The 13,679-nt window shown below is 73.7% G+C and carries 7 protein-coding genes; 6 read left to right on the top strand and 1 reads right to left on the bottom strand.

What is annotated here, in order from left to right:
• The 4 genes from ABZX79_RS37300 to ABZX79_RS37315 form a co-directional block, all read left to right on the top strand.
• Window positions 1-2,420: type I polyketide synthase (locus ABZX79_RS37300; protein ID WP_355268346.1), on the top strand; the 2,420-nt coding region annotated here is incomplete at its 5' end.
• Window positions 2,421-2,541: 121 nt separating this feature from the next.
• Window positions 2,542-8,136: a type I polyketide synthase gene (locus tag ABZX79_RS37305; RefSeq protein ID WP_355268349.1), complete on the top strand. Its 5,595-nt coding sequence runs from the start codon at window positions 2,542-2,544 to the stop codon at window positions 8,134-8,136.
• Window positions 8,133-9,473 carry a hypothetical protein gene (locus ABZX79_RS37310; RefSeq protein WP_355268352.1) on the top strand — a complete coding sequence of 447 codons (1,341 nt, stop codon included), beginning with the start codon at window positions 8,133-8,135 and terminating at the stop codon, window positions 9,471-9,473. The genes ABZX79_RS37305 and ABZX79_RS37310 overlap by 4 nt, the downstream gene beginning before the upstream one ends.
• Before the next feature lie 13 nt (window positions 9,474-9,486).
• Entirely contained in the window at window positions 9,487-10,761 is a 1,275-nt protein-coding gene (locus ABZX79_RS37315; RefSeq protein ID WP_355268355.1) for an activator-dependent family glycosyltransferase, read from the top strand.
• A 26-nt stretch (window positions 10,762-10,787) separates the two neighbouring features.
• Here the strand turns inward: ABZX79_RS37315 and ABZX79_RS37320 are convergent, their stop codons facing one another.
• Window positions 10,788-11,990: an IS110 family transposase gene (locus ABZX79_RS37320; protein ID WP_355268358.1), complete on the bottom strand. Its 1,203-nt coding sequence runs from the start codon at window positions 11,988-11,990 to the stop codon at window positions 10,788-10,790.
• 205 nt (window positions 11,991-12,195) lie between these two features.
• On the opposite strand from ABZX79_RS37320, the gene ABZX79_RS37325 reads away from it, so the two are divergent.
• Together ABZX79_RS37325 and ABZX79_RS37330 are read left to right on the top strand one after the other, a co-directional pair.
• Window positions 12,196-12,918, top strand: coding sequence for a class I SAM-dependent methyltransferase (locus tag ABZX79_RS37325; protein ID WP_355268360.1), 723 nt, complete (start codon window positions 12,196-12,198; stop codon window positions 12,916-12,918).
• Between the two features lie 60 nt (window positions 12,919-12,978).
• The coding region (locus ABZX79_RS37330) for an alcohol dehydrogenase catalytic domain-containing protein (RefSeq protein WP_355268362.1) at window positions 12,979-13,679 on the top strand (701 nt) is incomplete at its 3' end.

A 13,679-nucleotide genomic window follows, 5' to 3' on the forward strand; every position in this document is an offset into this window, starting at 1 on the left:
CGCTGGTTCCGTTCTGGTCCACGGTGGAGCCGGGCCGGGCGGTGCGGCTGGACGGCGGGTACTGGTACCGGAATCTGCGGCAGCGGGTGTGTTTCGCGGAGGCGGTGGAGGCGCTCGTCGTAGATGGCTTCGGGGCGTTCATCGAGGTCAGTGCCCATCCGGTGCTGACGATGGGCGTGCAGGACCTCGTGGACCGCAGTACGGCCGGGGACGCGGTCGTGGTGGGGACACTGCGCCGGGACGAGGGCGGTCTGCACCGGGTGTGGACATCGATGGGGGAAGCGTTCGTCCGGGGGGTCGAGGTCGACTGGAAGGCCGCGTACACCTCACACGGGCTCGCCACCCGCCGGGTCGACCTGCCCACCTACCCCTTCCAGCGCACCCACTACTGGCTCGAAACCGCTCCTCGTGGTCCTGGCCGTGTGCGCGGTTCCGTGGAGCCTGCCGGGATCGAGGCGTGGCGTTATCAGGTGGTGTGGAAAGGGCTGTCGGTGCCGGAGGTGCCCCGGTTGTCGGGGCGTTGGTTGCTAGTACTGCCGGAAGGTACGGATCCCGGCCTCGCAGACGACATCGGCAACGCACTCCGCGACCACGGCGCCACCGTGAGTCCGCTCGTGGTCGACCCCGTGGCACTGGGGCGTGACGGCCTTGCCGCGCGGCTCTCCGGCACCTGGGACGGCATCCTCTCCCTCCTCCCGATGGACGAGCGGCCGCACCCCGGCCACCCCGTGCTCGACCGTGCCACCGTCGGTACGGTGCTCCTCGCCCAGGCGGCGTCGGACGCCGGCAGGGGCGCGCGGCTGTGGACCGTCACGCGCCGGGCCGTCGCCGTGACGGCGGGAGAGCGGCCTTCCACAGCGGGTGCCCAGGTCTGGGGTGTCGGGCGCGGCATCGCGCTGGAACTGCCCGCCCTGTGGGGAGGGCTCGTGGACCTCCCCGACGCGCCGGACGCCCGGTGCCTGCGGCAGCTGGTGCGGACGCTGGCGGCGGCCGGTGCCGAGGACCAGGTGGCCGTACGAGCGTCCGGCACTTACGGGCGCAGGCTGGCACCCGCCGCGGCGGGAGCGGCAGGTGGTGGCCCGGCCTACACCCCGCGGGGGACGGTGTTGGTGACGGGGGGTACCGGTGCGCTCGGGGGACATGTGTCTCGTTGGCTGGCGGCGAACGGTGCCGAGCATCTGGTGCTCACCAGTCGTCGGGGTATGGACGCCCCCGGGGCGGCCCTGTTGACGGCGGAGCTTGAGGAGTTGGGTGCCCGGGTCACGGTGGCAGCGTGCGATGTCGCCGACCGTGAGGCACTGGCGGTGCTGCTGGACGAGCATCCCCCGGCCGCCATGTTCCACACCGCGGGCGTACCGCATTCCGGTGCGTTCCTCGGTCTGCGTACTGACGGCATGGCGGATGTGTACGGCGGCAAGGTCGCCGGGGCCCGCCACTTGGACGAACTCACCCGCGGGCGGGACCTCGACGCCTTCGTGATCTACACGTCGGGTGCCGGCGTCTGGGGCAGCGGTGGGCAGGCGGCGTACGGGGCGGCGAACGCGGCGCTCGACGCCCTCGCCGAGCGGCGTCGCGCCGACGGCCTGCCGGCCACCGCGATCGCCTGGGGTCTGTGGGGTGGGGGTGGTATGGGCGAGGGCGAGGGTGCGGAGTTCCTCAGCGAGCGCGGCCTGCGCGTCATGCCCCCGGAGCGGGCTGTGGAGGCCCTCGGTGCGGCTCTGGAGCGCGGTGACACCTGCGTGGCCGTAGCGGATCTCGACCTGCCCCGGTTCGCCCGGTCGTTCACCGCGTTCCGGCCCAGCCCGTTGATCGGCGACCTCCCCGGAACGGGCGAGGCGAGGAAGCGGGACGAGGACGGCGCGGAGAGCGCTGGCGGCCAGGGGCTCTTCGCGCGGTTCACCGCGTCCGGCCCGGTCGAGCGGCAGGAGTTGCTGCTCGATGTGGTCCGGCGGCAGGTGGCCGTCGTACTGGGTTACGCGGGGGCCGGGGAGGTTCCGGCCGACCAGGCTTTCAGGGACCTCGGGTTCAGTTCGCTCACGGCCGTCGAGGTGGCCACCCGGCTGGGCCGGGAGGTGGGTGCCAAGTTGCCGCCGACCCTGGTGTTCGACCACCCGACGGCGGAGTCGGTCGCAGACCACCTGGCCGAGCTGCTGGAGGCGCGTGTCCTGGCCGGGGAGTCGCGGAGCGAGGAGGCGCGGATCAGGACGGCGCTGGCGTCGCTGTCCTTGGACGCGCTGCGCGAAGCGGGCTTGCTCGAACCGATGCTCGCCCTGGCGGCGGTACACACGTCCGGGTCCCGCCAGGCGGCGGAGACCTCCTCCGGGCTCGACGGCCGCGCCGGACCCGACCCACTCGACGCCATCGACGCGTTGGACGACAACGCGCTGATCGCGCTCGCGCTGGGGGAATCCGGCGCCTGACCCGCGCCACGTCCCCGCTCTCCCACCGAACTCCTTCTTCCCCCCTTCCCAACCCCCGCTCCCTGCCCGTCCGTCCGCCCGTACGGACCGTTTCGCCCCCGCTGCGAGAGGAACACCCCTCATGCCTACGTCCTCCGCCGACACCTCCACAGAGAAGCTGGTGGAGGCCCTGCGCACGTCCATGAAAGAGGCCGAGCGGCTTCGGCGGCGCAACCGCGAACTCGAAGACGCCGGCCATGAACCCGTCGCCATCATCGGCATGGCCTGCCGTTATCCCGGTGGCGTCGACTCGCCCGAGGCGCTGTGGGAGCTGGTCGCCGGCGGGACGGACGCGGTGGGGCCGTTTCCCGCCGACCGCGGCTGGGACGTCGACGGCGTGTACGACCCCGACCCGGAGGCGCAGGGGACCACATACTGCCGCGAAGGGGGGTTCCTGAGGGGTGCGGCGGAGTTCGACGCCGCGTTCTTCGGCATCTCGCCGAGGGAGGCGGTGGTGATGGATCCGCAACAGCGCCACCTCCTCGAAGTCTGCTGGGAGGCTCTCGAACGGGCCGAGTTCGCCCCCCACGCGCTGCGCGGCAGCCGCACCGGTGTGTACGTCGGAGCGGCGCACTCGGACTACGCCTCCGACCCGCGCCGGGTCCCGGCAGGGTCGGAGGGGCACCTGCTGACGGGCAGCGCGGACGCGGTGCTGTCCGGGCGCGTGTCGTACGTCCTGGGGCTGCAGGGCCCCTCGATGACCATCGAGACGGCTTGCTCGTCGTCCGTGGTGGCGCTGCACGTGGCGGTCGCGGCGCTCCGGCGCGGCGAGTGCGACCTGGCGCTGGGAGCGGGGGTGGCGGTCATGCCGGACCCGGCCGCGTTCGTCGAGTTCTCCCGGCAGAAGGGGCTGGCCGCGGATGGCCGGTGCAAGGCTTTCTCGGCGGACGCGGACGGCACCGGATGGGCGGAGGGCGTCGGGGTGCTGGTGCTCCAGCGGCTGAGTGACGCGCTGAGGGACGGCCGCCGGGTGCTCGGGCTGGTACGCGGTTCGGCCGTCAACCAGGACGGCGCCAGCAACGGTCTGACCGCGCCCAGCGGCCCCGCCCAGCAGCTGGTCATCCGGCAGGCGCTCGCGGATGCGCGGCTGACGGCCGACCAGGTGGACGCGGTGGAGGCGCACGGCACCGGGACCAGGCTCGGCGACCCCATCGAGGCGGGCGCGCTCCTCGGCACGTACGGCCAGGGACGGACCCGGGGCCGGCCCCTGTGGCTGGGGTCGCTGAAGTCCAACATCGGGCACGCACAGGCCGCCGCCGGGATCGGCGGGGTCATCAAGATGGTGCAGGCGATGCGGCACGGAACGCTGCCGCGTACTCTCCACGTCGACACCCCGACCCCACACGTGGACTGGTCGGCGGGCGCCGTGCGGCTTCTTACGGAGTCCGTTCCCTGGGAACAGCGGGCGGGCAGCCCCCGGCGCGCCGCGGTCTCCGCCTTCGGCGTCGGCGGGACCAACGCCCATGTCGTCCTGGAGGAAGCACCCGCGCCCCCGCCCCCGCCCCCGCCCGCGTCCACGGGTGCGCGGCCCGCCCCCGCGTCCGCTCCCGTGGCGTGGGTCGTGTCCGGCCGTGGGGAAGCCGCCCTGCGCGACCAGGCCGACCGGCTCCACCGGCACCTGCGCGATGCGCCGGACGCGGACGCGCTCGACATCGGTTACTCGCTGGCGGCCACCCGCAGCGCGTTCGAGCACCGTGCGGTCCTGCTCGGCTCCACCCGTGCCGAACTCGCGGACGGCCTGCGCGCGGCCGCGGAGGGGCGCCGCGCCCCCCAAGTGGTCAGCGGGGTACGCCGGCGTGACGGCAAGCTCGCGTTCGTGTTCCCGGGGCAGGGCAGCCAGCGCCTCAAGATGGCGGGCGACCTGCGTGCCGCCTTTCCGGCGTTCGCCACCGCCCTGGACGAGGTCGCCGTGCGGCTCGACCCCGGCCTCGACCGGCCGCTGTCAGCGGTGCTGGACGCCGAACCGGGCAGCCCGGACGCGGAGTTGCTGGACCGCACGCGGTACACGCAGGCCGCGCTCTTCGCCGTCGAGGTCGCGCTGTTCCGGCTCCTGACGAGTTGGAACCTGCGGCCGGACCGGCTGCTCGGGCACTCCGTGGGGGAGATCACCGCCGCGCACGCCGCCGGAATCCTCGATCTTGACGACGCCTGTGCCCTGGTCGCCGCGCGCGGCCGGCTGATGGAGGAACTGCCGGAGGGCGGAGCCATGGTGTCCGTACGGGCATCCGAGTCGGAGGTCCTCGACCTGCTGGCCGCCACCTCCGCCCCGGTGGGCGTCGCGGCGGTCAACGGGCCCGAGGCCGTGGTGATATCGGGCGCGGAGCAGCCGGTGGCGGCGCTGGCCGCACGGTTCGCGTCGCTGGGCCGGGCCACCAAGAGGCTACGCGTCAGCCATGCCTTCCACTCGCCCCTCATGGAGGGCATGCTGGCCGACTTCCGGGACGTCGCCGAAGGCCTGAACTACCGCGCCCCGCACATTCCGGTCATCGCCCACGCGACCGGCGGGCAACCCATCGGGCCCGACGCACTGCGCCGTCCCGAGCACTGGGTCCAGCACGTCCGGCGGACCGTCCGGTTCCACGACGGCGTACGAAGCGCACGCGCGCAAGGCGTCACCACGTTCATGGAGATCGGCCCGGGCGGAGCACTGAGCGCGATGGCGCAGGAGTGCCTCGCCGACGACCTCGACGTCACGCTGCTGCCCGTACTGCGTCGCCCCGCCCGGGGCGGCGGGGAGAGCGCGCCCGCGCGGCCCGCCGCGAGTGCCACCGTGCTCCGGGCGGTCGCCACCGCGTACACCACCGGCACCGACCTCGACTGGGCCGCGCTCTTCGCAGGCTCCGGCGCCCGGCGCGTCCCTCTGCCGGTGTACCCCTTCCAACACCGCCGGTACTGGATCGAACCCACCGCTGCCGCCGGGCGCGCGCTCCCCGACTGGCGCTACCGCACCGTATGGCGATCGCTGCCCGCGGCCCCGGCCCTCCCGGCCGCCGCGCGCCGGTCCTGGCTGCTGGTCCACCCCGACCGGGGCAGGGGCGCCGCACTCGCCCGGTCCGCCGAGCGGGCCCTGACGGCCGTGGGCGCGCACGTTGTCCCGCTCCCCGTCGACGTGGACGGTGCGGACCGGTCCTCGCTGGCCGCCCTGCTCGCGCGGGCCCTGCCCGCCGCGCGGCCCGGAGGTGACACGGAAAGTGACACAGACGGCACCGGTCCCGGCGTGCTGTCGCTCCTCGGCGTCGATGATCGGGAGCACCCGGAGCACGGCCCGGTGGCGGCGGGGGTGCTGGCGACCCTGGCCCTGGCCCAGACGATGGAGGACGAGGCGGTGCCCGCTCGCCTGTGGTGCGTGACCCAGGACGCGGTGGCCGTGGACCGTGCCGAACGGCCCACGGGTGCCGGAGCGCAGTTGTGGGGTCTGGGCCGCACTGCCGCACTCGAAATGCCCCTGCGGTGGGGCGGGTTGATCGACCTGCCCGTCTCCGCGCGGGACGCCCACTGGGCCGAGGCGGTCCGGCTGCTCGACGGCCCCGAGGACCAGACGGCGGTCCGCGACTCCGGCGGGCACGGCCGCCGGCTGGTCCGCGCCGATCCGGAGCCGGGCGCCGCGCGCTACCGGCCGCGGGGGACGGTGCTCGTCACCGGCGGTACCGGTGCCCTCGGCGGACACCTCGCCCGCTGGCTGGCCCGCAACGGGGCGGAGCACCTGCTGCTCGTGGGCCGCCACGGCGGCCGTGGCCGAGCGGCTGCCGCGCTCGAGGCGGAACTGCTGGAACGGGGTGTCAAGGTGACGTTCGCGGCGTGCGACGTCGCGGACCGCGACGCGCTGGCCGACGTGCTGGCCGCCGCCCCGGCGGATCCCCCGCTCACCGCGGTCTTCCACGCCGCCGGCGTCCCGCAGGTCGCCCCCCTGACTCGAACAGACCCCGGCCTGTTCGCCGAGGTTTGCTCCGGCAAGGTCGCCGGTGCGCGGAACCTCGACGAGCTGACGCGCTCCCACAACCTGGACGCGTTCGTGCTGTACGCGTCCGGGGCCGGCGCGTGGGGCAGCGCCGGGCAGGGCGCCTACGCGGCCGCCAACGCCGAACTCGACGCCCTCGCCCAGCGCCGCCGCGCCGACGGTCTCCGCGCCACCTCTCTCGCGTGGGGTGTGTGGGCGGGGGAGGGGATGGGCGACGGTGACGGCGCCGAGTACCTGCGCCGTCGTGGCGTACGGGCCATGGCCCCGGCGGCGGCGCTCGACGTGCTCGCCCGTTCCGTCGGAGGCGACGACGCCTGTCTCATCGTCACCGACATGGACTGGCCCCGGTTCGCCGACGGGTTCACCGCCTTCCGGCCCAGCCCGCTGATCTCCGAACTACCGGACACACGGCCCCATACCGTCCCGCGCCCCACCGACCGGCCGGCCGATGGATCCGGCACCCCGCGCCAACACGTCGCACGGCTCGGCCCCCGCGACCGCCCGGCCGCCCTGCTCGCCCTGGTCCGCGACGAGACCGCCGACCTGCTCGGGCATCCGGACCCGCAGGACGTCCCGGCCGACGATCGGTTCCCGCTGCTCGGCTTCGACTCCCTGGCCACGGTCCAGTTGCGCCGCCGACTGGCCGTGGCGCTGGACGTCGAACTGCCCGCCACGGTCCTCTTCGACCACGACACCCCCCGCGCGCTCGCCGGTCACCTCGCCGGCCTGCTCGCCGCGGGCCGGGACGAAGGCAGCGGCGACCGCGCGCCCGACCCGGCCGACGGCGCCCCGCAGCCGCGGGTACGCAGCAGCTTCACCGTCCTGTACGAGGAGGCGGTCCGGACCCGCCGGGTCGGCGAGGCGATCGACCTCCTCGCCGCGGCCGCCGCCTTCCGCCCCGCCTTCCGGAGCGCCGACGCCCGGCCCACGACCCCGGTGGCTCTGAGCAGCGCCCCCGCCGCACCGGGCGGGCCGGCCAGGACGAGCCGGCCCGGCCAACCGGCCCGGCCGCTGATCATCGGCTGTTCCGGCACCTCCGTCGCGTCGGGCCCGCACGAGTTCCTCCCCCTGGCCCGGGCCCTCGACGGTCGGTGCGACCTCACCGCCCTGCCGCAACCCGGTTTCGAGCAGGGCGAGGACCTGCCCGCCTCGCTCGACGTGCTCCTCGGCTCGCAGGCCGCCGCACTCGCCCGGCACACCGCCGGGCGCCCCTTCGTACTGTTGGGACACTCCGCGGGCGCCAATCTGGCCCACGCCCTCACCCGCCGCCTGGAGGCGGAAGGAGGCGGGCCCGCCGGCCTCGTACTCGTCGACGTCTACACGCCCGGCGATCCCGGGGCGATGGGCGTGTGGCGCCACGAGATGCTCGACTGGGTGGCCGAGCGTTCCGCCGTCCCCCTCGACGACACCCGGTTGACCGCCATGGCCGCGTACCACCGGATGCTGCTCGACTGGCAGCCGCGGGTCACCCGGGCACCCGTCCTGCACCTGCGGGCCTCCGAGCCCCTCGGCGAGTGGAGCGGCCCGCCGGACGGCTGGCAGTCGAGCTGGGCGGACGCGCACACCGCCACCGCGCTGCCCGGTACCCACTTCACGGTGATGGGCGAGCACGCGCCCGACACCGCACGCGCCGTCGTCCACTGGCTCGACGGCCTGCGCCTCCCCGTCGCGGACACCCGCCCGGCGGCCGGCACCACCGACGACGAGAGGCACCAGTGAGCCCCGCACCGACCACGGAAGATCCGGCCACCGTCGGCCGCCGCCTGCAACTCACCCGCGCCACCCAGTGGTTCGCCGGCACCATGGACGACCCGTACGCACTCCTGCTGCGCGCCGAGACCACCGACCCGGCCCCCTACGAGGAGCGGATACGGGCCCACGGCCCGCTCTTCCGCAGCGAACTGCCGGACACCTGGGTAACGGCGAGCCGGGCCGTCGCGGACGAGGTGATCGCCGCACCGGCCTTCGACTGGCTCACGGCCGACGGACTGCGGCCCGGCGCGCGCGAACTCCCCCTGTCGGGCACCGCGCTCGACGCGGACCGCGCCCGCTGCGAACGGTACGGGGCGTTCACCGCCTGGGGCGGCCCCCTGATACCGGCGCCGCACGGGGCGGCGCTGCGCGAGTCGGCCGAGAGGCTGGCCCACGTCCTCCTCGAGGGCGTGGCGGCGGCCCTGGCCGACGGCGCCACGGCAGACCTCGTCGACGCGTACGCCCGCAGGCTGCCCGCGCTGGTCCTGCGCGACCAGCTCGGTGTGCCCGGGGAATCGGCCGCCGCGTTCGACGAGGCGCTGGCCGGCTGCCGCCGCACCCTGGACAGCGTCCTGTGCCCGCAGCTCCTCCCGGACGCCGTGGCGGGGGCGCGCGCGGAGTCCGAGCTGACGGCCGTACTGGCGTCCGCCCTGGGCGGGACACCGGCCGGCCGGGAACCCGACGCGGTCGCCGCCGCCCGCACCTTGGCCGTCGGCGCGGCGGAACCCGCCACGACTCTCATCGCCAACGCCGTACAGGAACTGCTGGCGCACCCCGGACAATGGGCCGCACTCGCCCAGGACCCCGCCCTCGCGGCTGCCGCGGTGACGGAGACCCTGCGCGTCGCACCGCCCGTCCGCCTGGAGTGGCGGGCGGCCCGCGAGGACACGGAGGTCGCGGGGGAGCGCATCCCCGCGCACGGCCGGGTCGTGATCCTGGTCGCCGCCGTCAACCGCGATCCGGCCGGGCGCGACGGCATCCCCGCGTCCGGCAACGGCGTCCCGCCCGCCTCCGGCAGCGGCGGCGGCCACATCCGGACCGCCCCCTTCGACCTGGCGCGGCCCGAGCCCGTACCCGGGCCGTTCGGGCTTCCCGGCGACCTGCACTTCCGCCTCGCCGGGCCCCTGGTCAGGGCGGTCGCCGAAGCCGCACTGGGCGCGCTGGCCGTGCGGCTCCCCGGTCTGCGCGCCACCGGGCCGGCCGTGCGGCGCCGCCGTTCACCGGTCCTGCACGGACACGCCCGCCTCCCCGTTGCCGCCGCACCGGCCGCCCGTACCCCGACCGCCACCGCCGCACGGAACTGAGGAGGGACCTCCCATGCGGATCCTGCTGACGTCGTTCGCGCACAACACGCACTACTACAACCTGGTCCCTCTCGGCTGGGCACTGCGCGCCGCCGGGCACGACGTGCGGGTCGCCAGCCAGCCGTCGCTGACCGCCACCATCACCGGCTCCGGACTGAGCGCCGTACCGGTGGGCGACGACGGGGCCATCATCGAGCTGATCACCGAGATCGGCGACGACCTCGTCCTCTACCAGCAGGGCATGGACTTCGTGGACACCCGCCACGAGCCGCTCTCCTGGGAACACGCCCTCGGGCAGCAGACGATCATGTCGGCCATGTGCTTCTCGCCGCTCAACGGCGACAGCACCATCGACGACATGGTGGCACTGGCGCGCTCCTGGAAACCGGACCTCGTGCTATGGGAACCCTTCACCTACGCCGGGCCCGTCGCCGCGCACGCCTGCGGCGCCGCGCACGCCCGGCTGCTGTGGGGCCCGGACGTGGTCCTCAACGCACGGCAGCAGTTCACCGCGCTGCTCGCTGAACGCCCCGCCGAGCAGCGCGAGGATCCGGTCGGCGAATGGCTCACCTGGACCCTGGAGCGCCACGGGCTCGACGCCGACGAGGACACGGTCGAGGAACTGTTCGCCGGGCAGTGGACGGTCGACCCCAGCGCCGCGAGCCTGCGCCTGCCCGTGGCGGGCGAGGTCGTGCCCGTGCGCTTCGTCCCGTACAACGGCGCCTCGGTCGTCCCCGGCTGGCTGTCCGAGCCGCTCACCAGGCCCCGGGTCTGCATCACGCTGGGCGTCTCCACCCGGGAGACGTACGGCACGGACGACGTACCGTTCCACGAACTGCTGGCCGGGCTGGCCGACGTGGACGCCGAGATCGTCGCCACTCTCGACACCGCGCAGCTCCCGGACGCCGCGGGGCTGCCCGACAACGTGCGCGTGGTCGACTTCGTCCCCCTGGACGTCCTGCTGCCGAGCTGCGCCGCGATCGTCCACCACGGAGGAGCGGGCACCTGCTTCACGGCCACCGTGCACGGCGTCCCGCAGATCGTCGTGGCCTCCCTCTGGGACGCCCCGCTCAAGGGGCTGCAACTCGCCGAGGCGGGCGCCGGGATCGCCCTGGACCCCGGCGAGCTGGGCGTGAAGACGCTGCGCGGCGCCGTCGTGCGGGCCCTGGAGAGCCGCAAGATGGCCGAGGCCGCCCGCCGCCTCGCCGACGAGATGCTCGCCGCGCCCACCCCGGCCGCGATCGTCCCCCGCCTGGAAAGCCTCACAGCCGCGCACCGCCGCGGCTGATCTCGCAAGGAGTCTCAATGATGAAGTCAAGCCGCTTGCGCGACCGGCAGGGCGGGGGTGAAGAGCCGGTTGTCGCGCAAAAGAGCCCACAAAACGCTCGCTCGTCGGCGGGCCAGGCAGATGATGGCCTGGACGTGTTCACAGCCCTCTCCGTGCTTCTTGAGGTAGAAGTCCCGGTTCGGTCCCTCGCGGATGATGCTGGTCTGCGCCGACATGTAGAACACCCGGCGAAGGCGACGGCTGTATCGCTTGGGCCGGTGCAGGTTGCCGGTCCGGCGCCCCGAGTCACGAGGAACAGGCACGAGCCCGGCCGCCGAGGCGAGGTGGCCGGCGTCTGCATAGGCGGTCAGGTCGCCGGCGCCGACGACGAACTCCGCACCGAGAATCGGCCCCATACCCGGCAGGGATTCGATGATCTCGGCCTGCGGATGGCTGCGGAAGGTGTCGCGAATCTGCTTGTCGATGCGCTTGAGCCGGTCGTCGAGGCCCAGGATCTGCGCGGCCAGGTCGCCGACGATCTTGGCGGCGACGTCCTCGCCGGGCAGCGCGGTGTTCTGGGCATCAGCAGCCTCCAGGGCAGTGGAGGCCACGCTGTCGGCATTGCGCACGCTGCGGTTGGCGAGCCAGGCGGTCAGCCTCGCCCGCCCGCGGCGGCGGATGGCGGCCGGAGTCTGATAGCCGGTCAGCAGCACCAGCGCACCCTTGTGGCTGGAGTAGTCGAAGGCCCGCTCCAGCGCTGGGAAGACGCCGGTGAGCACGTCCCGCAGGCGGTTGATCATCCGCACCCGGTCGGCAACCAGGTCCGAGCGGTGGGCGGTCAGCAGCGCGAGGTCGGCGGCCAGCTGGGCGGGCACGTCGATCGTGGCGAAATCCCGGCGGTGGCGGGCTGTTTCGGCGATGACGTAGGCGTCACGGGCGTCGGTCTTGGCCTCGCCCCGGTAGGCCCCGGACATGCGGTTGACCGTCCGGCCGGGGACGTAGACGACCTGTTGTCCGTGGGCCGCGAGCAGGGCCAGCAGCAGCGCGGAGGACGTGCCGGAGATGTCCACGGCCCAACTGATCTCATCGGCCAGGTCCAGGATTTGGCCGAGCGCGGTCAGGATCGCCGACTCGTCCTTGTCGATCTTCTTCGACCACAGTGTCGCACCGGCCTCATCAACCACTGCCGCCCAGTGATGGCCCTTGCCCGCGTCGATGCCGGCCCAGGCCCTGCCCTGTCGCTCGCTCACTCGCCCCTCCTCGTTCCGCACACACTGCCGTCGGCCCGAGGAACACCCCGCTGTCATCTCCGTAATCAGCGACCACAACGCACATCTCAATCAGCAGCCAGGGCGCCCCGGAGAGCCGGACGGCCACTCCTTGGAAGCCACTGAAGGCAGAACCCCATAAGCCACATCCGGCCCTCCCGGGCCGCCTAACAACTTACGGAGCCCCATGAACCTCGAATACAGCGGTGACGTAGCCCGGTTGTACGACCTGGTGCACCAGGGCAAGGGCAAGGACTACCAGGCGGAGGCCAAGGAGCTCACGCGCCTCGTCACCCAGCGGTGTCCGCGGGCCCGCTCCCTCCTCGACGTGGCGTGCGGCACGGGAATGCACCTGCGGCACCTCGGTGAGTTCTTCCAGGAGGTGGCCGGGGTGGAGGTGTCCCCCGACATGCTGGACATCGCACAGCGGCGCAACCCGGCCGTCCGCATTCACCCGGGCGACATGCGGGACTTCGCTCTCGGGCGTCGCTTCGATGCCGTGATCTGCATGTTCAGTTCCATCGGGCACATGCGGGACCAGGGGGAACTGAACGCGGCGATCGGCCGGTTCGCCGCACATCTGCCGCCCGGCGGGGTCGTGGTCGTCGACCCCTGGTGGTTCCCGGAGACGTTCACACCGGGGTACGTCGGCGCGAGCCTCGTAGAGGCCGAGGGCCGCACCATCGCCCGCTTCTCCCACTCGGCACTCGAGGACGGCGCGACCCGGATCGACGTGGACTACCTGGTCGGTGTCCCGGGGGAGGGTGTGGAGCACCTGAAGGAGACCCACCGGATCACGCTCTTCTCGCGCGCGCAGTACGAGGCGGCCTTCGCCGCGGCGGGACTCGGCGTCGAATTCCTCCCGCAGGCTGCCACCGGCCGCGGGCTCTTCGTGGGCGTGCGGCCCTAAGAGACGACCGGCACGGCACACGGCACGGCACACGGCACGGCACACGGAAGGGAACGCAGGATGCAGCACATCGTCGACGCGATCGACTCGCTCGACCGGCAGGACGGCGGCTCGGCATCGGCCGTCTCCGCCGACTTCTCCGCACTCGAACTGCCCGGGTCCTACCGCGCGGTGACCCTCCGCAAGGAGGAGACGGAGATGTTCACCGGGATACCCAGCGCCGAGAAGGACCCGCGCAAGTCGCTGCACGTCCAGGACGTGGCGACGCCTGAACTGGGTCCCGGCGAGGCGCTGGTGGCGGTGATGGCCAGCTCGGTGAACTACAACACGGTGTGGTCCTCGATCTTCGAGCCGGTGCCGACGTTCGGGTTCCTGGAGCGGTACGCAAGGCTGTCGCCGCAGAGCGCGCGCCATGACTTGCCGTACCACGTGATCGGTTCCGACCTGGCGGGTGTGGTGCTGCGCACCGGCCCGGGTGTGAACGCCTGGCGGCCGGGCGACGAGGTGGTCGCGCACTGCCTGTCGGTCGAGCTGGAGAGCTCCGACGGGCACAACGACACGATGCTCGACCCCGAGCAGCGCATCTGGGGCTTCGAGACGAACTTCGGCGGCCTCGCCGAGATCGCGCTCGTCAAGTCCAATCAGCTGATGCCGAAGCCCGACCATCTCAGCTGGGAGGAGGCGGCGGCCCCCGGCCTGGTCAACTCGACGGCGTACCGCCAGCTCGTCTCGCGCAACGGCGCCGGCATGAAGCAGGGCGA

Source organism: Streptomyces sp. NPDC002994, assembly GCF_040611155.1.
Classification (GTDB): Bacteria; Actinomycetota; Actinomycetes; order Streptomycetales; family Streptomycetaceae; genus Streptomyces.

Coding starts and splice junctions, on each gene's coding strand:
- ABZX79_RS37325 (WP_355268360.1), top strand. CDS start 12,196: ATGAACCTCGAATACAGCGGTGACGTAGCCCGGTTGTACGACCTGGTG.
- ABZX79_RS37315 (WP_355268355.1), top strand. CDS start 9,487: ATGCGGATCCTGCTGACGTCGTTCGCGCACAACACGCACTACTACAAC.
- ABZX79_RS37305 (WP_355268349.1), top strand. CDS start 2,542: ATGCCTACGTCCTCCGCCGACACCTCCACAGAGAAGCTGGTGGAGGCC.